The sequence below is a fragment of the Streptomyces sp. RKND-216 genome (assembly GCF_004795255.1).
GTDB lineage: Bacteria > Actinomycetota > Actinomycetes > Streptomycetales > Streptomycetaceae > Streptomyces > Streptomyces hazeniae.
Genome location: NZ_SSBQ01000002.1, coordinates 417,860 through 437,198, shown reverse-complemented (window position 1 = coordinate 437,198; position 19,339 = coordinate 417,860). Strand labels below are relative to the sequence as shown.

19 protein-coding genes and 1 tRNA gene are annotated in these 19,339 nt (G+C 74.1%); 12 read left to right on the top strand and 8 right to left on the bottom strand.

Annotated features, from left to right (window positions below; all coding sequences use genetic code 11):
- The first annotated feature begins 128 nt into the window (after positions 1–128).
- From E4198_RS02160 to E4198_RS02130, 7 genes are read left to right on the top strand one after another with little or no spacing between them, the layout of a single operon-like run.
- Positions 129–704: a (2Fe-2S)-binding protein gene (locus tag E4198_RS02160; protein ID WP_136181623.1), complete on the top strand. Its 576-nt coding sequence runs from the start codon at positions 129–131 to the stop codon at positions 702–704.
- Positions 701–3,115, top strand: coding sequence for a xanthine dehydrogenase family protein molybdopterin-binding subunit (locus tag E4198_RS02155; RefSeq protein ID WP_136181622.1), 2,415 nt, complete (start codon positions 701–703; stop codon positions 3,113–3,115). Before E4198_RS02160 ends, E4198_RS02155 begins: the two co-directional genes overlap by 4 nt.
- Positions 3,112–3,969 carry a xanthine dehydrogenase family protein subunit M gene (locus E4198_RS02150; RefSeq protein ID WP_136181621.1) on the top strand — a complete coding sequence of 286 codons (858 nt, stop codon included), beginning with the start codon at positions 3,112–3,114 and terminating at the stop codon, positions 3,967–3,969. The genes E4198_RS02155 and E4198_RS02150 overlap by 4 nt, the downstream gene beginning before the upstream one ends.
- On the top strand, positions 3,966–4,940 hold the full coding sequence (locus tag E4198_RS02145; protein WP_136181620.1) for a MoxR family ATPase: 975 nt from the start codon (positions 3,966–3,968) through the stop codon (positions 4,938–4,940). Before E4198_RS02150 ends, E4198_RS02145 begins: the two co-directional genes overlap by 4 nt.
- A gap of 5 nt (positions 4,941–4,945) precedes the next feature.
- The gene (locus tag E4198_RS02140) at positions 4,946–6,121 is read left to right on the top strand and encodes a VWA domain-containing protein (protein WP_136185138.1); all 1,176 of its coding nucleotides are present in this window, start codon (positions 4,946–4,948) and stop codon (positions 6,119–6,121) included.
- Positions 6,114–7,217 (top strand): XdhC/CoxI family protein, encoded by a 1,104-nt coding sequence (locus E4198_RS02135; protein WP_136181619.1) that lies wholly within the window; start codon positions 6,114–6,116, stop codon positions 7,215–7,217. The genes E4198_RS02140 and E4198_RS02135 overlap by 8 nt, the downstream gene beginning before the upstream one ends.
- A 7-nt stretch (positions 7,218–7,224) precedes the next feature.
- On the top strand, positions 7,225–7,938 hold the full coding sequence (locus E4198_RS02130; protein WP_136181618.1) for an SRPBCC family protein: 714 nt from the start codon (positions 7,225–7,227) through the stop codon (positions 7,936–7,938).
- A 104-nt stretch (positions 7,939–8,042) separates the two neighbouring features.
- Here the strand turns inward: E4198_RS02130 and E4198_RS02125 are convergent, their stop codons facing one another.
- Complete coding sequence (locus E4198_RS02125; RefSeq protein ID WP_136181617.1) at positions 8,043–9,011, bottom strand: NADPH:quinone oxidoreductase family protein; 969 nt, start codon at positions 9,009–9,011, stop codon at positions 8,043–8,045.
- Positions 9,012–9,185: 174 nt separating this feature from the next.
- On the opposite strand from E4198_RS02125, the gene E4198_RS02120 reads away from it, so the two are divergent.
- Positions 9,186–9,260, top strand: a tRNA-Trp gene (locus tag E4198_RS02120).
- 15 nt (positions 9,261–9,275) lie between these two features.
- On the opposite strand, the gene E4198_RS02115 is transcribed toward E4198_RS02120, so the two are convergent.
- Together E4198_RS02115 and E4198_RS02110 are read right to left on the bottom strand one after the other, a co-directional pair.
- The gene (locus E4198_RS02115) at positions 9,276–11,633 is read right to left on the bottom strand and encodes an excinuclease ABC subunit UvrA (RefSeq protein ID WP_136181616.1); all 2,358 of its coding nucleotides are present in this window, start codon (positions 11,631–11,633) and stop codon (positions 9,276–9,278) included.
- 187 nt (positions 11,634–11,820) lie between these two features.
- On the bottom strand, positions 11,821–12,366 hold the full coding sequence (locus E4198_RS02110) for an MOSC domain-containing protein (RefSeq protein ID WP_136181615.1): 546 nt from the start codon (positions 12,364–12,366) through the stop codon (positions 11,821–11,823).
- A gap of 225 nt (positions 12,367–12,591) precedes the next feature.
- Here E4198_RS02110 and E4198_RS02105 point away from each other — a divergent pair, with 225 nt between their 5' ends.
- From E4198_RS02105 to E4198_RS02095, 3 genes are read left to right on the top strand one after another with little or no spacing between them, the layout of a single operon-like run.
- Entirely contained in the window at positions 12,592–13,119 is a 528-nt protein-coding gene (locus E4198_RS02105; RefSeq protein ID WP_136185137.1) for a toxin-antitoxin system, toxin component, read from the top strand.
- Between the two features lie 4 nt (positions 13,120–13,123).
- Positions 13,124–14,311: an MAB_1171c family putative transporter gene (locus tag E4198_RS02100; protein ID WP_136181614.1), complete on the top strand. Its 1,188-nt coding sequence runs from the start codon at positions 13,124–13,126 to the stop codon at positions 14,309–14,311.
- On the top strand, positions 14,308–15,750 hold the full coding sequence (locus E4198_RS02095) for an FAD-dependent monooxygenase (RefSeq protein ID WP_136181613.1): 1,443 nt from the start codon (positions 14,308–14,310) through the stop codon (positions 15,748–15,750). Before E4198_RS02100 ends, E4198_RS02095 begins: the two co-directional genes overlap by 4 nt.
- On the opposite strand, the gene E4198_RS02090 is transcribed toward E4198_RS02095, so the two are convergent.
- A complete protein-coding gene (locus E4198_RS02090; RefSeq protein ID WP_136181612.1) occupies positions 15,722–16,234 on the bottom strand; it encodes a helix-turn-helix transcriptional regulator in 513 nt (170 codons plus the stop codon). The genes E4198_RS02095 and E4198_RS02090 overlap by 29 nt on opposite strands.
- 225 nt (positions 16,235–16,459) lie before the next feature.
- Between E4198_RS02090 and E4198_RS02085 the strand changes: the two genes are divergently transcribed.
- Positions 16,460–17,344, top strand: coding sequence for a GGDEF domain-containing protein (locus E4198_RS02085; RefSeq protein WP_168711351.1), 885 nt, complete (start codon positions 16,460–16,462; stop codon positions 17,342–17,344).
- Between the two features lie 252 nt (positions 17,345–17,596).
- Here the strand turns inward: E4198_RS02085 and E4198_RS02080 are convergent, their stop codons facing one another.
- The 4 genes from E4198_RS02080 to E4198_RS24750 are packed head-to-tail and all read right to left on the bottom strand — an operon-like array spanning position 17,597 to position 19,230.
- Complete coding sequence (locus E4198_RS02080; RefSeq protein ID WP_136181610.1) at positions 17,597–18,007, bottom strand: VOC family protein; 411 nt, start codon at positions 18,005–18,007, stop codon at positions 17,597–17,599.
- Positions 18,008–18,014: 7 nt separating this feature from the next.
- The gene (locus E4198_RS02075; protein ID WP_136181609.1) at positions 18,015–18,515 is read right to left on the bottom strand and encodes a hypothetical protein; all 501 of its coding nucleotides are present in this window, start codon (positions 18,513–18,515) and stop codon (positions 18,015–18,017) included.
- Positions 18,515–19,090 (bottom strand): PRC-barrel domain-containing protein, encoded by a 576-nt coding sequence (locus tag E4198_RS02070; RefSeq protein WP_136181608.1) that lies wholly within the window; start codon positions 19,088–19,090, stop codon positions 18,515–18,517. The genes E4198_RS02075 and E4198_RS02070 overlap by 1 nt, the downstream gene beginning before the upstream one ends.
- Entirely contained in the window at positions 19,087–19,230 is a 144-nt protein-coding gene (locus E4198_RS24750) for a hypothetical protein (protein WP_168711350.1), read from the bottom strand. Before E4198_RS24750 ends, E4198_RS02070 begins: the two co-directional genes overlap by 4 nt.
- Positions 19,231–19,339: the final 109 nt, after the last annotated feature.

Here is a 19,339-nt window from a genome sequence, read left to right as displayed (position 1 = left end):
ACCGTACGGGTGATCCCCCGTACGGTCGCGCGGCCGCTGCACCGGCTCTAGAGTTGAGTGGCGCATAGCACACAATTCGGGCGTCGACTCGGTCGCGCCGCGCCTCGCTCGTCCCCCAGGGAGGGCACATGAACCACATCTCGGTGAAGGTGGACGGCACCACGTACGAGGACGAGGTCGAGCCGCGGCTGCTGCTCGTGCACTACCTGCGCGACCGCCTCGGCCTGACCGGCACCCCCATCGGCTGCGACACCGGCAACTGCGGGGCCTGCACCGTCGATGTCGACGGCGAGAGCGTCAAGAGCTGCTCGGTGCTCGCCGTGCAGACCGACGGGTCCACCGTGACGACCATCCAGGGCCTGGAGTCGGCCGGCGAACAGCACCCGCTCCAGGACGCCTTCCACCGGCAGCACGCCCTCCAGTGCGGCTACTGCACCCCCGGCATGATCATGGCCGCACGCGACCTGCTCGCGGAGAACCCCGACCCCTCGCCCGACGACGTCCGGCAGGCCCTCGAGGGCAACCTGTGCCGCTGCACGGGCTACCAGAACATCGTCCGCGCCGTGCTCGCGGCAGCCGGCGAGCTGCGCCGCCGCAAGGCGCCGCCCGCGCCCGAGGACGGCGCCTCGCGCGACGTCGCGCCGGCCGGCACCGCTGCGACCGCCGCGCAGAGCGACACACGCGGAAAGAAGGCGTCGGTATGACCACGCAGGAACGCCCCGCCGAGGCGCCGGAACACGAGGTCGGCCGAGCCCGCACGCGTCGCGAGGACGCCCGCCTGGTCACCGGCCGCACCACGTGGACGGACAACATCGCCCTCCCCGGCATGCTCCACATGACGCTGCTGCGCAGCCCCATGGCGCACGCGCGCATCGACCGCCTCGACGTCGCCCCCGCCCGGGAGATGCCCGGCGTGGTGGCCGCGTTCAGCGGCCGGGACCTCGCTGCCGAACTGGGCTCGCTGCCCTGCGCCTGGCCGGTCACCGAGGACATCGTGCTGCCCGACCACCCGCCGCTCGCCGTGGACGAGGTGCGGCACGTCGGCGACCCGGTCGCCGTCGTCATCGCGCGCGACCGCTACGAGGCGGCCGACGCGCTGGAGGCCGTCGAGGTCGACTACACCCCGCTGCCGCCCGTCCTGGACATGGAGGCAGCGCTCGCCGAGGGTTCCCCGCTGGTCCACACCGAAAAAGGCACCAACCGCTGCTTCGACTGGCCGCTGGCCGCCGGCGACTACGACGACGCCCGCAACCGTGCCGACGTGGTCGTCCGGCGCCGCTTCCGACAGCAGCGGCTCATCCCGAACGCCATGGAGCCGCGGGCCGTGGTCGTCACACCCCCGACCGCATCGGAGGAGTACACCGTCCACTCCGCGACCCAGGTGCCGCACATCCTGCGCGTCATGCTGGCCATGGTCACCGGAATCCCCGAGCAGAAGCTGCGCGTCGTCGCCCCCGACGTCGGCGGCGGATTCGGCTCCAAGCTCCAGGTGTACGGGGAGGAGGCGCTCGCACTGGTCCTCGCACGGCGCCTGGGCCGCCCCGTGAAGTGGACCGAGTCCCGCTCCGAGGGCTACCAGGCCACCCACCACGGCCGTGACCAGATCCAGGACATCGAGATCGCGGCGACCTCCGAGGGCAAGCTGCTCGGACTCAAGGTCGACCTGCTCGCCGACATGGGCGCCTACCTGATGCTCGTCACCCCGGGCATCCCCATCCTCGGCGCCTTCATGTACCCCGCCATCTACAAGATGGACAGCTACGCCTTCCACTGCACCGGTGTCTTCACCACCAAGACCCCCACCGACGCCTACCGCGGCGCCGGCCGCCCCGAGGCGACGTACGCCATCGAACGGATCATGGACGAACTCGCCGCCGAACTCGGCCTCGACCCCGTCGAGCTGCGCCGCCGCAACTGGATCGGCCGCGAGGAGTTCCCCTACACCACCGTCGCCGGGCTCACCTACGACAGCGGCGACTACGAGGCCGCCACCGACAAGGCCCTCGGCCTCTTCGACTACCGCCGCCTGCGCGACGAGCAGCGCGAACGCCACGACCGCGACGACCCGGTGCGCCTGGGCATCGGCGTCTCCACGTACACCGAGATGTGCGGACTGGCGCCCAGCCGGGTGCTGCGCGACCTGCGGTACGCGGCCGGCGGCTGGGAGGCGGCGAGCATCCGCATGCTGCCCACCGGCAAGGTCGAGGTCGTCACCGGCACCAGCCCGCACGGGCAGGGCCACGTCACCTCCTGGAGCCAGATCGCCGCCGACGTGCTCGGCGTGCCCTTCGAGGACGTCGAGGTCGCGCACGGCGACACCCGCATCGCCCCCCAGGGCATGGACACCTACGGCTCCCGTTCCCTGGTCGTCGGCGGCGTCGCCGTGCACCACGCCGCGCGGAAGGTCGTCGAGAAGGCCCGGCGGGTCGCCGCCCACCTCCTGGAGGCCAACGAGGACGACCTGGAGTTCTCCGGCGGCGCCTTCACCGTACGGGGCTCCCCGGAGGCGCGGAAGACGATCCAGGAGGTCGCCTTCGAGGCCTTCTCCTCCCACGACCTCCCCGACGGCATGGAACCCACCATCAACGCCGAACACGTCCTCGACCCCGACAACTTCTCCTACCCGCACGGCACCCACCTGTGCGCCGCCGAGGTCGACACCGAGACCGGACGCGTCCGCATCCGCTCCTACGTGTGCGTCGACGACGTCGGCAAGGTGATCAACCCGATGATCGTCGAAGGGCAGGTGCACGGCGGACTCGCCCAGGGCATCGCCCAGGCACTGTACGAGGAGGCCGTCTACGACACCGACGGCAACCTCGTCTCCGGCACCCTCGCCGACTACCTGGTGCCCTCCCCGCCGGACCTCCCGGACTTCGTCACCGACCGCACCGAGACCCCGGCGACCTCCAACCCGCTGGGCGTCAAGGGCGTCGGCGAGGCGGGCACCATCGCCTCCACCCCCGCCGTCGTCAACGCCGTGGTGGACGCGCTGCGCCCGCTCGGCGTGACCGGCATCGACATGCCCTGCACGCCGGAACGCGTCTGGCGGGCCGTCCAGGAAGCCCGCCGCGGCGCCCCTGAGGCGTCCGGCACCGAGGGAGGAACGGCATGATCCCCGCCGCGTTCGACTACGCACGGCCCGAGACCCTCGACGAGGCCGTCACCACCCTGGCCGAGGGCGGCGAGGACGCGAAGGCCCTCGCGGGCGGCCAGAGCCTGCTGCCGATGCTTCGGCTGCGCCTCGCCTTCCCGGAACTGATGGTCGACCTGTGCCGGGTCCCCGGCCTGCGGGGCGTCCGCGACGAGGGCGACCACCTCGCCATCGGCGCCATGACCACCCATCACGACGTGCTGACCGACCCGCTGGTACGGCGGCACGCCGCGCTGCTCGCGAAGGCCACGGCCACCGTCGCCGACCCGGCGGTGCGGCACCGCGGCACCCTCGGCGGCTCCCTGGCGCACGCCGACCCGGCGGGGGACCTGCCCTCGGTGGCTCTCGCCATGGACGCCGAACTCGTCGCCGTCGGCCCGCGCGGCCGCCGTACCCTCCCCGCCCGCGACTTCTTCGACGACTACCTCCAGACCGTCCTCGAACCCGACGAACTGCTCGTCGAGATCAGGGTGCCGAAGACCGCCGGCTGGGGCTTCCACTACGAGAAGTTCCACCTTTCCGCCCAGGCCTGGGCCGTCGTCGGGGTCGCCGCCCTGGTCCGGCGCGACGACGGGCACATCGCCGAGGCACGGGTCGGGCTGACCAATATGGGCCCCACCCCGCTGCGCGCGGCTGCCGCGGAGGCAGCCCTGACCGGCGCCGACGCCACACCCAACGCCGTCGCCCGGGCCGCGGACCTGGCCGCGGAGGACACCAGCCCCGCCGCCGACCTGGGCGCCACCCCCGAGTACCGCGCCCACCTGGCCCGCGTCCTCACCCGCCGCGCGGTACTCGCGGCAGCGGGAGTGGAATGAGGCGGCCCCCTGACGACGGCCCCCCGGCGGCACGGGAACCGGCCCACGCGCCGGACGGCCCGCCGCCCGACCCGGCCCCGGCACCGTCGATCCCCGGCGGGCCGGACGGCGTACGGGCGCGGCTGGCGGAGACCGGGTACCTCGTCGACGAAGGGCTCGCCATCGCCTGCCACCTCGCGCTCACGCTGCACCGTCCGCTGTTCTGCGAGGGCGACGCCGGGGTCGGTAAGACGGCCCTCGCCGCAGCCCTCGCCCGCGCTTTGGACGCCGAACTGATCCGCCTCCAGTGCTACGAGGGCATCGACGTCTCCCAGGCCCTCTACGACTGGGACTTCCCCCGCCAACTCCTCCACCTGCGCGCCGCCGAAGCAGTCGGCGCCACCGACGCCGACCGGCTGGAGAACGAGCTGTACGCCCGCCGGTTCCTCATCGCCCGCCCCCTGCTGCGGGCGCTGGAGACCCGGCCCGCCGTGCTGCTCGTCGACGAAATCGACCGCGCCGACGACGAGTTCGAGGCGTACCTGCTGGAACTCCTCTCCGACTACGCCGTCACCGTCCCCGAACTCGGCACGCTGCGCGCCGAGACCCCGCCGGTCGTCGTCCTCACCTCCAACCGCACCCGCGAGGTGCACGACGCGCTCAAACGCCGCTGCCTGTACCACTGGTTCGACCATCCCGGCTTCCACCGCGAGCTCGCCATCGTCCGCAGCCGCCTGCCGCGCGTCAGCGCACGCCTCTCCGCCCAGGTGACCGCCGCCGTGCAGGCCCTGCGCCGGGAGGACCTGTTCAAGCCGCCCGGCGTCGCCGAGACCATCGACTGGGCCGAAGCCCTCGACGCCCTCGGCGCCGACGAACTCGACGCCGAACTCGCCGTCACCACCCTCGGGTCGGTCCTCAAATACCGCGAGGACATCGACCGGGCGCGTACCCTCGACCTCTCCGCCGTCCTCGCCGCCCCCGGGGGAGCGTGACCGCCGTGCACCGCGAACCGGCAGCCCTCACCGCCGACGCCCCCGCCGTGCTGGTCGGCTTCGCCCGCGCCCTGCGAGCGGCGGGCGTGGACGCCGGACCCGACCGGGTGCAGACCTTCCTCACCGCCGCGGCCCACCTCCGGCCCGAGCACCGCGGCGACGTCTACTGGGCCGGACGCCTCACCCTGTGCGGAGAGCAGGACGACCTCGAACGCTACGACCGGGTCTTCGCCGCCTACTTCGCCCCGCGCGGCGACCGGCCCGGCCCCGTCCGCCGCACGCCGCCGCCCACCCGCCTGCGCGTCGCGGACGACTCCGGCCCCGGACCCCGCGCCGACGGCGGGACCGACGACGCGCCCGGGCCGCCCGCAGCGGCCCTGGCCAGCACCGCCGAAGTCCTCCGCCACCGCGACGTCGCCGCCCTCGACCGTGCCGAACGCGCCGCCCTGCGCCGCCTGCTCGCCGCGTTCGCCCTCCCCGGCGCCCAGCGCCGCACGCCCCGTCGCCGCCCGGCCGCGCGCGGCGACGTCGACCCCGGGCGCACCGTCCGCGAGCTGCTGCGCGCCGGCGGGGAACCCGCCCGGCTGCGGCACCGTGCACGAACCCGCACGCCGCGCCGCGTCGTCCTCCTCATCGACGTCAGCGGCTCGATGACGCCCTACGCCGACGCGTTGCTGCGCTTCGCGCACGCCGCCTCGCACAGCGGGCGGCCCGGCCCCCGGGGCGCCGCCCGGGGCCGGGCCCGCGCCGAGGTCTTCACCCTCGGCACCCGCCTCACCCGGGTGACCCGCGAGATGAGCCACCGCGACCCGGACACCGCGCTCGCGGCGGTGGGAGCGGCCGTGCCCGACTGGAGCGGCGGGACCCGGCTCGGCCGCATGCTCCGCGGCTTCCTCGACCGCTGGGGTCAGCGCGGCACGGCACGCGGCGCCGTCGTCGTCGTGCTCTCCGACGGCTGGGAACGTGACGACCCCGCGCTGCTCGCGGCACAGATGAGCCGCCTGCACCGGCTCGCGCACCGCGTGGTGTGGGCCAACCCCCGCAAGGCCAGGCCCGGTTACGCACCTCTGGCCGCCGGGATGGCCGCTGCCCTGCCCCACGTCGACGCCTTCGTCGAAGGGCACAGCCTGGCCGCTCTGGAACACCTCGCGGCCGTCGTGAGGGGAGCCGTCGATGCGTGAGATCCTGCCCGCCCTCCACCGCTGGTACGCCGCCGGCGAGGTGTTCGGGCTGGCCACCGTCGTGGACATCAGCCGCAGCGCACCCCGCGGGCCCGGAGCCGCGATGGCCGTGGGCCCTGACGACGAGGTGGTCGGCTCTGTCTCCGGCGGCTGCGTCGAGGGCGCCGTCTTCGAACTCGCCAAGGACGTCGTCGAGACCGGCGAGGCACGCCTGGAGACCTTCGGCTACAGCGACGACGACGCGTTCGCCGTCGGCCTCACCTGCGGCGGTGAGATCACGCTGCTGGTGCGCCGGGTCTCCGCCGCCGACGACCCCGCGCTCGGCGATGTCGCCGCGTCCGTCGCCGCGCACGAACCGGTCGCCGTCGCCACCACCCTGGACGGGCCCGCCCCCCGCGGCGCGGCCCTCGCCGTCTGGCCCGACCGGACCGCGGGGACGCTCGGTGCCGAAGGACTCGACGCCGCCGTCACCGACGACGCCCGCGGCGAACTCGCCCAGGGCGCCACCGGCCGCCGCCACTACGGTCCGGAAGGCGAGCGCCGCCGCGACGACGTCGCGGTCTTCCTGCATTCCTTCGCCCCGCCGCCGCGGATGCTGGTCTTCGGCGCCATCGACTTCGCCGCCGCCGTCGCCCGCATCGGCGTCTTCCTCGGCTACCGGGTCACCGTGTGCGACGCGCGACCGGTGTTCGCCACCCCCCGGCGCTTCCCCGAGGGCGTGGAAGTCGTCGTGGAGTGGCCGCACCGCTACCTGGAGCGGACCGAGACCGACGCCCGCACGGTCGTCTGCGTCCTCACCCACGACCCCAAGTTCGACGTGCCGCTGCTGGACGTCGCGCTGCGCGCGCCCGCCGCCTACATCGGCGCCATGGGCAGCCGCCGCACCCACGACGACCGCACCGCCCGGCTCCGTGACGCCGGGCTCGGGCCGGACGCGCTGGGACGGCTGCGCTCGCCCATCGGCCTGGACCTGGGTGCCCGTACCCCCGAGGAGGTCGCCGTCTCGGTGGCGGCCGAGATCGTCGCCCTGCGCTGGGCCGGGAGCGGCGTGCCATTGACCGAGACCGGCGGCGCCATCCACGAGACGAGGAGCTGAGGACACGATGGAACTGCGGCACGAGTTCACCGTTCCGGTGCCGGCCGACGAGGCGTGGCGCGTGCTGCTCGACATCGAGCGGGTCGCGCCCTGCATGCCCGGCGCCACGGTGAACAGCTTCGACGGCGAGACGATCGACGGCATGGTCAAGGTCAAGGTCGGCCCCATGTCGGTCACCTACCGGGGTACGGCTGCCTTCCGGGAGCGCGACGAGGCCCGGCGCCGGATCGTGCTGGCCGCCGATGGCAAGGAGGCACGCGGGCAGGGCACCGTACGCGCCACCGTGACTGGCTCCCTCCTCCAGGAGGGCGAGGGCGACGACGCCGTCACCACGGTGACCGTGACGACAGACCTGACGGTGACCGGGCGGCCCGCGCAGTTCGGGCGCGGCGTCATGGCCGAGGTGGGGGACCGGCTCATCGGGCGGTTCGCGGACTGCCTGGCCGGCGAGGTCGCCGGAACGCGGCCCCCACGGAACGAGGCGGCGGTGCACGGCACGGCCGTACCCGCAGCGGGGGAGCCGCACCCGAACGGCGGGGCTCCGGCCGCGGTCGCCGGGGCGGCGGGCGACGAGGAACCGCTCGACCTGCTGCGCCTGGCCGGGATGCCCGTCGCCAAACGGGCCGCCACGGCCCTCGCCGGCATGGCCGGGCTCGCCGCTCTGCTGTCCTATCTGCGCCGGCGCCGGAAGCCGCACCGCCTGGCCCGCGCCCGCCGCTGAACGTCACCCCCGCCGACGGGGCCGCCCGCCGGGCCGAGCGCGGCGTGGACTTCGCGTACGGGCCGCCGCCCGACCGACCGGAGGAGCAGCGGCCCGGCTGCGCCTCAGCGGACGGTGAGGACCAGCTTGCCCCGGGCGCGGCGCTCGTCCAGCTCCCGGAGGGCCTCGGCGGCGCCGTCCAGCGGGTACGTCGCACCGAGCAGCGGATCGAGGCGGCCCGCCTCCAGATGCGGCATCAGGTCGTCCCACTGCTCGCGCAGGTACGCCGGGCGCGGCAGCCAGAAGGCGCCCCAACCGACCCCCACGACCTCGATGTTGTTCAGCAGCAGCCGGTTGACCTTCACCGTCGGGATCTCGCCGCCGGTGAAGCCGATGACGAGCATCCGCCCCTCGGGTGCCAGGCTGCGCAGCGAATCCGTGAACCGGTCGCCGCCCACCGGGTCGACCACCACGTCCACGCCGCGGCCGTCCGTGAGCGCCGACACGGCCGAACGGAACCCCTCGGCAGGCACCGTCTCGTGCGCCCCGGCCCGGCGGGCGGTCTCCGCCTTCGCGTCGGAGGACACCACCGCGATCACCCGCGCGCCCAGCGCCCGCGCCAACTGCACCGCGGCCGTGCCGACGCCGCCCGCCGCTCCCTGCACGAGCACCGTCTCGCCGGCCCGCAGCCGTCCGCGCCGCACCAGGCCGAAGTGCACGGTCAGGTAGTTCATCGGCAGCCCCGCCCCCGCCGCGTACGACATGCCGTCCGGCAGGGGGAAGACCATCGCCGGGTCCACGGCGGCCTGTTCGGCGAAGCCGCCGAAGGCGGGGAACGCCGCCACCCGATCCCCGGGCGAGAAGCCGGACCCCTCGGGTGCGCTGCGCACCGTCCCGGCGACCTCCGACCCGGGCACGAACGGCAGGTCCGGCTTGATCTGGTACTGACCGCGGGTCAGCAGCACGTCGGGGAAGGTCACTCCGGCGGCGTGCACGTCGATCACGACCCGGCCTGCGCCTGCCCCCGGGTCCTCGACGTCCGTGACGCCCACGTCGTCCGGGCCGGTCAGGGCGGTCACCTGCACTGCGCGCATCTGGGCGTTCCTCTCGTCACTCAGGTCGGCGGGCCGGTCCGGGGGCCGGTCCTTCCCGGACCCTAGCCCGAGGTCCGTGGTCGCCCAACCAGTCCTCGCCCTGTTGTCCGGCGCCGGGTCCGCCGCAAAATCCGTGGCACGGCCCCGGTCCCGGATGCGAGGGTGTCCGCACCGAGGGGTGTAGCTCAGCCCGGTCAGAGCAGCGGACTCCAAACCCGCGAGCCGCAGGTTCGAATCCTGCCGCCCCTGCTTCCGGCTCGCCCGTCAGGCGTCGGCGCCCACGTAGCTGCGCAGGTGACGGGCCGTGAGGGTGTCGCCGTGTGCGACGAGCTCCGCCGGGGTGCCGGTGAAGACGACCTCGCCGCCGTCGTGGCCGCCGCCCGGTCCCAGGTCGATGAGCCAGTCCGCGTGTGCCATCACCGCTTGGTGGTGCTCGATGACGACCACCGTGTTCCCCGCGTCGACCAGCCGGTCCAGCAACGCCAGCAGCTGGTCCACGTCGGCCAGGTGCAGCCCGGTCGTCGGCTCGTCCAGCACGTACGTCGCCGCCTCGGACGCCATGTGGATGGCGAGCTTGACCCGCTGCCGCTCGCCGCCGGACAGCGTCGTGAGCGGCTGGCCCAGGTGCAGGTAGCCCAGGCCCACGTCCATCAGCCGGCCCAGGATGGTGTGCGCCTTCCCCGAGGGGAAGAAGTCGTGCGCCTCGGCGACCGACATGCCCAGCACCTCGCTGATGTTGCGGCCGCGCAGCGTGTAGCCCAGCACCTCGGGGGTGAAGCGCCTGCCCTCGCACTGCTCGCACACCGAGGCCACACCCGCCATCATCGCCAGGTCGGTGTAGACCAGCCCGATACCGTTACACTTCGGGCAGGCGCCCTCCGAATTGGCGCTGAACAGGGCGGGCTTGACGCCGTTCGCCTTCCCGAAGGCGGTGCGGATGTGGTTGAGCAGCCCGGTGTATGTCGCCGGGTTGCTGCGCCGGGAGCCACGGATCGGCGACTGGTCGGCCACGACCACTCCGTCCCGCCCGGGCAGCGAGCCGTGGATCAGCGAACTCTTGCCCGACCCGGCCACACCGGTCACGACGGTCAGCACACCCAGCGGGACGTCCACGCTCACGTTTTTCAGGTTGTGCAGCGAGGCGCCCTCGATCGACAGCTGCCCGGTGGGCTTGCGCACCTCCTCACGCAGCCGCACCCGGTGTCCGAGGTGCTCGCCCGTCAGCGTGCCGGACCGGCGCAGCCCCGCCACGTCACCCGTGTAGCAGATCCGGCCGCCCTCGCTGCCCGCGCCCGGGCCGAGATCGACGACGTGGTCGGCCATGGCGACGACCTCCGGCTTGTGCTCCACCACCAGCACGGTGTTGCCCTTGTCGCGCAGCCGCAGCAGCAGGCCGTTCATCCGCTGGATGTCGTGCGGGTGCAGGCCGATGGTCGGCTCGTCGAAGACGTAGGTGACGTCGGTGATGCTGGAGCCGAGGTGGCGCACCATCTTCACCCGCTGCGCCTCGCCGCCCGACAGGCTGGCCGAGGCCCGGTCCAGGCTGAGGTAGCCCAGGCCGATCTCCACCAGCGACTCCAGCAGGTGCCGCAGACTCGCCAGCATCGGCGCCACGGACGGACCGTCGACGCCGCGCAGGAACGCGGTGAGGTCGCTGATCTGCATCGCCGAGCACGCGGCGATGTTCACCCCGCCGATCCGGGACGAGAGCGCGGCAGCGTTCAGCCGGGTGCCGCCGCAGGCGCGGCAGGCCGTGAACTTCACGGCACGGTCGACAAAGGCACGGATGTGGGACTGCATCGAGTCCCGGTCCTTGCTGAGGTAGACCCGCTGCACCTTCGTCAGCAGGCCCTCGTAGGTGATGTTGTGAGACCCGATCTTCAGCTTGGTGGCCGGCTTGTGCAGGAAGTCCTCCCACTCGGTCTCGGTGAAGTCCTGGAGCCGGGTGTCCGGGTCGTACAGGCCGGACTCCGCCAGCACCTGCCAGTACCAGGAGCCGACCGAGAAGCCGGGAGCCCTCACCGCGCCCTCGTTCAGCGACAGTCTCCGGTCCAGCAGCTCGTCCAGGTCGATGTCGGAGACCTCGCCGACGCCCTCGCAGTCCGGGCACATCCCGTCGGGGGTGTTGAAGCTGAAGGCGGTGGACGGGCCGACGTAGGGGGTGCCGAGGCGGCTGAAGACGATCCGCAGCATGGTGTACGCGTCGGTCGCGGTGCCGACCGTGGAGCGGGAGTTGGCACCCATCCGCTCCTGGTCCACCACGATCGCCGCGCTGAGGTTGTGCAGGCCGTCCACGTCCGGACGGCCCAGACTGGGCATGAAGGACTGGATGAACGCGGTGTACGTCTCATTGATCAGCCGCTGCGACTCGGCGGCGATGGTCCCGAACACCAGCGACGACTTCCCGGACCCGGAGACGCCGGTGAACACGGTGAGCCGGCGCTTGGGCAGGTCCAGCGACACGTCCCGCAGGTTGTTCTCCCGCGCCCCGCGTACCTGGATGAACCCGTGCCCGTCCGCGGGATGGACGGGGCCCGACGACCCGGACTGCGGGGCGGGCCCGGAGGGCCCGGGGTCTGCGGACGGTACGGGCAGTCCGGGCTCGGCGGGTGCGGACGGCATGGGCGGATCCCCCTGACGGTGGCGGCTGAGCGGTGCTGCGGCGGACCGGCGCGGCGCGTCCCGGCCCGCACCCCGCAGCGTCGCCCAACCTACCGACCGCCACTGACAACATCCCCTGACGTGCGGTTCCACCGACCGCGCTCCATCCGCTGCCGCAGCCGTCCGGCCGGTGCGGACAGCCGTCTGCTCAGACCTTCTCGAGCGGCCGGTGCGGTGCGGCGGGGAGCTCGACGGCGATCGGGTCGCCGGGGCGCACCACACCGCCGGCCCGGACCACGCCCATGATCCCCGACTTGCGCACCAGCCCGCCGTCCTCGTCCCGGTGGACCATGCGCTTGAGCAGGCCGTCCTGGAAGCCGTCGATCTGGACGCACGGGTTGCGCAGCCCGGTCACCTCCACGACGGCGTCCGCACCGAGGCGCAGCAGCGTGCCGGTCGGGAGGGCGAGCAGGTCGACGCCCACCGTCGTGATGTTCTCCCCGAGATCGCCGGGACGCACCGCGAAGCCCTCGGCGGCCACCTCGGCGAAGAGCTCCTCGTGGATGAGGTGGACCTGCCGCAGGTTCGGCTGCGTCGGGTCCTTCGCCACCCGGGAGCGGTGTTTGACGGTCTCCCCGGCGTGCACGTCGCCCTCCACACCGAGCCCGGCCAGGAGTGTGACGCTCGCCCGGTTCGGTTTGGTGAACGAGTACTCCGGGTTGCTGCTGACCGCCCTGACCGTTCCGCCCGTCATCCGGACCCCCTCGCATCGCGGTGCCTGAAGGCACATGACCGCCTCCGACCCTAGTCCCGCGCGCCGGGGCGTCACGGAATGCGGCGGGCTCCTGCACGCGCGCCGGAGACACGGAGCACCCCGCCGAACCGTTAACGCGGTGTCATGGAATTGCTACAGTCGGATATCATGTCGCCTCACGACACGGCCCGGGGGTGGGGAAGAGACGTGAGCATCGACAGGGAGATGCGGCGGCAGTGCGGCACAGTGCTCCGCCTGTCGGGAATCGACCGGCTGCCCGACCCCGTCACGCCGGCGGACCTGTTCGGCGCCCTCTGCGCCGGGATGACCGCCCAGCGCGGCCGGCCGGTGCAGTTCCGGCTGGTGCCCTTTCCCGCCGGCACCGTCAGCGGGCTGTGGCTGGCGACGGACGACCGGGACCTCGTCGTGGTCGAGGAACGCACCGATCCGGACCACCAACTCCTCATCCTCGCGCATGAGTTCGGCCACATGGTGCGCGGCCACGCCGGACACCGTCTGGACGGGGCGGCGGTCGCTGCGAGGCTGCTCGCCGACGAGGTCGACCTGCGGCAGACGGTGGCCCGGGTCGCCGCCCGCACCCACCTGGGCGAGCCGGAGGAGCGGGAGGCCGAAGCGTTCGGACTGCTGCTGAGCACCCGCTGCCGCGCCGTGCTCCAGGGCCGGGGGCAGCGTGGCGACGGACCCGGCGGTCGCATCGGCACCTCGCTGGGCTATCGCGCCCGGCTGGACTGACGGCGTGCACGCCCTCGCGTACTACGTCCCGGCCGCTGTCGCCGCCGTCGCGTTCCTCTGCCGGCTGCCCGGACTCGTCCGCGACCGGCGCGATCCGCTGATGCTCTCCGTCGGCGGCCTGCTGCTCATCGCCGCCGCCGTGTTCTGCCTCGCCGCACCGCCGACCATCGCCGCAGTCAACGACGTCACCGGCATCCCCAACTTCTCCGCCCCGCTGGTGTACTCGGTGCTCACCGCGTTCTGCGCGAGCTGCCTGATCCTCGTCGTCAACTGGCGCGGCGGGGACCCGCGGGCCGTCCGCCGCGCGACGCGCTGGTGCCTCGGCGTCTACAGCGCGGTCGTCGTGGCCCTGGTGGTGCTGTTCGCACTCGCGGAGGCCCCCGTCGAACGGCTCCGCGACCTCGACACCTACTACGCGCGCACGCCCTTCATGCGCGAGATGATCGTGCTGTACCTCACCGCGCACTGCGTCGCCGTCGTCGCCACCACCGTGCTGTGCTGGCGCTGGGTGCGGCACATCCACGGCTGGCTGCGCGCCGGCGTCGTCCTGATGGTCCTCGGCTACCTGCTGAACATCGTCTACGACTCGGTCAAGTTCGCCGCCGTCCTCGCCCGCTGGACCGGCCGCGACTGGGACTGGCTGAGCACCGACGTTGCGCCGCCCGTGGCCTCGCTTTCCGGCGTGGTCATCGGAATGGGCTTCCTGCTGCCGATGACCGGCCAGCGGGCCTCCGCACGGTGGCGGGCGCACCGCACCTACCGGCGGCTGGAGCCGCTGTGGCGGGAGCTGCGCGACGCCGTGCCCGGCACGGGAGTGGTCCGCATGCCCCGCTGGTCCCCGCCCGAACTGCTGCTGACCCAGCGCCGCGCCGACATCCACGACGGACTGCTGCTGCTCACGCCGTACTTCGACGCGGACCTCCGGCGCCGCGCGCACGCGACCGCCCTGCGGTACGGGGCGACGCCGCAGGAGGCCGACGCCATCGCCGACGCCGCGGTCACGGTGGTCGCCGTCCAGGCCAAGACCGGCCGCCCGCCACCGTTCCCCGCGGCCGCGCAGGGGGGAGCGCCCCAGCCCTTTGCGCCCGAGCGCCCGTTCGACCTCGTCGAGGTGTCAGGGGCGCTGCGCCACCCCGTCGTTGCAGATCTCCGTCATCGCGCGGACCGGCAAGAAAGCGTCGCCGCCTCATGAACGTGACCCCGGCCCCCGGACCCCCCGGAGAGAGAACCGGCCCCGGCAGGGCGGTCGTCGTGGGCGGCAGCATCGCCGGCATGCTCGCCGCCGCCGCCCTCGCCGGACGGGCCGACGAGATCACCGTCGTGGAACGCGACACCCTGCCCCGGCACCCGCAGCCCCGCCGGGGGCTGCCACAGGCCGCACACGTGCACCTGTTCATGCCGGGTGGCGTGCGGGCGATGGAGCGGCTGCTCCCCGGCGTGACGGAGCGTCTGGAGGAGCGCGGGGCACGGAGCCTGGCGATGCCCACGGACATGCTCGTGCAGTCGCCGCAGGGCTGGTTCCCCCGCTGGCCGCAGACCCACCGCATCCTGCTGTGCAGCCGCGACCTGCTCGACCACGTGGTGCGCCGTGAACTGGCCCGGCAGCACCCCCACGTGACCGTGCTCGACGGCGCGGAGGCGCTCGGCCCCACCGGGGACGCACGTCGCGTCACCGGCCTTCGGCTGCGCACCGCCGGCGGCGAACGCACCCTCGGCGCCGACCTCGTGGTGGACGCCTGCGGGCGCGGGTCCCGCGCCCCCGCCTGGCTCGCCGGGCTGGGGGCCGCGGTCCCGCGGGAGACCCTGCTGGACACCGGCCTGGTCTACGCCACCCGCTGCTACCGGGCACCCGGGGGCACCGAACCCTTCCCCGTCGTCTTCGTCCAGGCCGACCCTCGCTCCGGCGTCCCCGGGCGGGGTGCCGTCCTCGAACCGGTGGAGGGTGGGCGCTGGCTGGTGACGCTCTCCGGGACCCGTGGCGGCGAGCCGACGGCCGATCCGGACGCCTTCGTGGACTTCGCCCGCTCCCTGCGCCATCCCGTCGTGGGAGACCTGATCGCCGGCGCGGAACCGCTCACCGGCGTGGTCGTCACCCGCACCACCGCCAACCGTCGCCGGTACTTCGAGCGGCTGTCCGCGTGGCCCGACGGGTTCGTGGTCGTCGGCGACGCGGTGGCCGCGTACAACCCGGTCTACGGGCACGGCATGGCGGTCGCCGCGCAGGGCGCGGCCGCGCTCGGCGACACGGTCTCCGCGTGGGGCCTGCACGCCCGCGGTACGGCGCGGCGGGCCCAGCGGGCCGTCGCCCGGCACGCCTCCGCCGCCTGGGACCTGGCCGTCGGCCAGGACGTGTTCTACCCGGGCGCCACCGGGGGGCGTCCCACGGTCCGGGAACGGCTCGCCGCCCGCTTCGTCAGACGTCTGATGTACACCTCCACCGGTTCCGGCGAGACGGCCCGGGCTGTCAACGACGTGATGACACTGGAGAAGCCTCCCGCCAGCCTGCTCCGGCCGGGGGTGCTGGCTGCCGCGCTGCACGGCCCGCGTGCGCCCGCCCCACCGGGGCCTCCGCTGACCGCACGGGAGCGGGCCGCCGCGCGGCTCACTCCCGGTCCCCGGTCCGCCGCCTGACCTGGCGCGGCGGCAGCTGCGGGCGTGGCGCCGGCTCCGCTCCGGGAGCCGCCGTGCCGTCGGGCGGTTGCGGCTCCCCCTCCAGCACGTTCTCGACGATCCGGGTCACCGCGGCCAGGCCCTCGGGCGACAACTCCAGTGCGCGCAGCGCGAGGTGGCGCACGCCCAGGTTGTGCGCCACCCGGGCGAGCTGGATCTCGGCGTCCGCGCCCGCGGCCGTGGGGTCGTCGAGGAAGTACGCGACGGGTACGCCGAAGAACCGTGCCAGCGCGGCGAGCAGTTCGGTGGCGGGATTCCGCTTGGTGCCCTTGCGGAGCGCCGACAGGTAGGCGCCGCCCACCCGGATGCCCGGGTTGGCCCCGCGGATCGCCGTGGCGACCTCCTCGTTGGTGTAACGGCGGCCCCCGGCGCCGTGCGGTCGGATGTCCTCGAACAGCCGGTCCAGGTGCTCGGCCAGCGTCGGTCGCCCCTCCTGCTCGGGCACCGCTCCCTCACCTCCACGACGCACCGCTCGATCTCCCGACGATCTCACCTCGTCATTTTCAACCAGTGGTTGACATGAGCGGTCGTCACAAGTCTAGACTCACACAGTGCGACTACTCAACTACGGGTTGAGTGGGACGGGTTGATGCACCAGACGGAAGTTGTTGCCGTTCACGGGGCGACGCGCAGCAGACCCGCGCTTCCCTCACGTCGGGAGAGGCCATCGATGACCACCGCTCACCGGACGGCCGAGGAACACCCGGCGCCGTCCTCCGCCGACGCGTACTGCGAGACGTGCCGCAAACCCCTCGTCGACGGGCTCACCGGGGTGCTCGACCGGCACGAGTGGGACCGGCGCGCGACGGAGGCCGTCGCGGCCGCGCGGAGCGACGGCCTGCCGGTCGCGCTGATACTCGTCGACCTCGACTCCTTCAAGAGCGTGAACGACACCTACGGCCACCTCGCCGGTGACGCGGTGCTGCGCGCCGTCGCCGGCGTCCTCGCGGACGTCGAGGGCGGCATCGTCGGCCGCTACGGCGGCCACGCGGGCGACGAGTTCCTGATCCTGCTGCCCGGCGCCACGGCCGCCCAGGCTGTCGTCACGGCCCGTCGTACACAGGCCGCGGTACGGACGCTGGTGATCCCGGCGCGTGCCAGCCGCAGCGCGACCGTCACCATCGACGGGCAGACCGTCTCCATGGGCATCGCCGCCGAGCAGCCCGCCGCCCGTGCAGCGGTGCGCACAGGCGCCGACGCCGTCTGCGACCTGCTGCTGGACGCCGACGTCGGCCTGCGGGCCGCGAAGCGGGCCGGCGGCGACCTCGTCTGCGGCGCGGACGGCGCCCCGGGGGAGGCGGCCGGATCGTCGCTGCCGCGGCCCCGGCGCTCCCGTGTCCGGCGGCCGGCGCGACCCGTGCGCGGCGGTGGGGCGGGCGTTCCGGGGGGCGGCCCCGGTGCCGACGAGGTGCGGATACCCCTCGCCTCGTTCGGGCAGGACGCCCGTGGCGGGCCTGACGAACTCGTGCTCAGCTCCGCCGCGGCGGAGCACCTGCACCGGGTGCTCACCGAGGCGCTGGGGCGGCCACCGTCGCCACGCGTCGGGTTACCGTGAAGTGACCTCAGTCGGGCCGCGGATTCCACGAACGGAGACACCGTGCCCCACCCCGACCGTACGGCGCGCCGCCTGGCGGCGCTCTTCGCGGCCGTCTTCCCGGCCAACGTCCGCATGGCCCGGGACTGGCGGGACCGCCCGGCGCCCTCCGGTACGGCGCCTACGCCCGCCTCCCGCTGCAGGCTCCCCTGGTCCTTTGGGCCCTCCACGTCGCCCACCACGCGGAGCGCTGAGGCGCCCGCGAGCGAGGGGTCAGACGTCGACGTACAGGCAGAACGGGTGGCCGGCGGGGTCGAGCAGGACCCGCACGTTCGGCTGGGGCTGGTGGAAGGCCGGTTCGGCGCCGAGCGCGAGTGCGTGGGCCACGGCCGCGCCGAGGTCGGACACCTCGAAGTCGAGGTGCATCGTGATGTGCGGCTCGCCCTCCCGCGCCGGCCAGACGGGCCGCACATACCCCGGGGCGTGCTGGAAGCCGAGATAGGCGACCCCGTCCGGCGGGATCAGCGCCGCGCCGTCCGTGTCCTCCTTGGCCAGTTCCCAGCCGAGAAGTTCGGCGTAGAAGCGGGCCAGGGCGTGCGGGTCCGGGCACTCCAGGACCGGCCCCCAGTAGTCGGCCCGTGCCGCCCGCGGCGCGCCCGGCGCCGCGACCCGCCGTCCGCGCATACCCCCGTCACCCCTCCCCGGCGCCTGCCACCCCAGTGTCCGCGTCCGGCGATGTCCCGGCCGCGCGCAGCACCAGCGCGTACGAACCCAGCCCCGTCATCCGGCCCGCGTCCAGCGTCTGTTCGCCGACCAGGACGGTGAGCAGCGCGCCGGACTCCGGGTCGAACTCGGCGTCGGTCGCCTCGCCCACCTCCTCGCCCCGGTCGGTCAGCACCCGTTTCCCGAGCACCTCGCCGTGCTTGACGGCGTGCTTGCTCAGCGCGGGCCCCTCGGCCTTCTCCGTGCCCTCCGCGGCGTCCGCGGGGGCGGCCACCGCCATCACGGCGTCGGCGCCCACCGCCCGCACGCGCGCCCACGGCAGCACCGCGCCACGCCCTCCGGGGCGCCGCAGCCGCAGCGCGGCGAGCCTCGGTTCGTCCGGGCGCACCACGAAGCCGGACACCGTGCCCAGCGTCGACGCGTCGTCGACGCACACCACCTTCCGGCCCAGCGCCAGCGTCAGCAGCATCACGGTGCTCCCTTCCGGAGCCGTTCACGGAAGGCCCGGACCGTCTCGGCGAAACCCGGCAGGTCCTCGGCGACGAACTCGGCCGCGACGGCCGGCACCACCAGCGACTCGCCGGAGACGGCGAGCGTGTCGGGCAGCGACAGGTAGACGCGGCGCTCCTGGCGCCCCAGCGCCGCTGTCGAGGCGATCTCGTACCCCACCGCCTTCGCGACCCCGGCACCCGTCTCAAGGACCACGTCAACGACCTCGCCCAGATCGGTGCCGTCGTCGGTCAGCACGCGCGCGCCCAGCACGTCCCCGCCCCGGGCCTCCGCCCGCGCCACGACGTCGCCCCGGCTCTCGAACACGTCTTCGTCCCGGATCATCACCGCGTCCCGGCCCAGGGCGTGGACGCCGGACCACGGCAGGCTCCTCCGCTTGGGGCCGGAGAACAGACCGCGCCCGCTGAGCGTGAAACCGGCGACCACGCCCGCCGCGCGGTCGAACACGGTGTCCTTGATCTGCGCCACCGCCTCGCCGCCCAGGGTCACCACCGGCCGCTGCGTCAGCTCGCCGGCGAGCAGCAGGGCGTTCACCTCGGACCCCTCCGGCCGCCGCGGCCGCGCCCGGTCGCGATCACGCCGCCCTGCCGCCTCCGAGCCTGCACCCACAGCAGGGAGCCGGCGACGACGGCCGCGACCACCGCGATCAGGACCACCCAGAGCCACCAGTCCATCGCTCGTCCCTCCGCATCACGGGAAAGGGCCGGCAAGGGCCCGTGCACAAGCCCTTCCCATGATCGGACGCCGGGCGCGCGCTGTCCACGGGGGCGGGGCGCGGCCGCC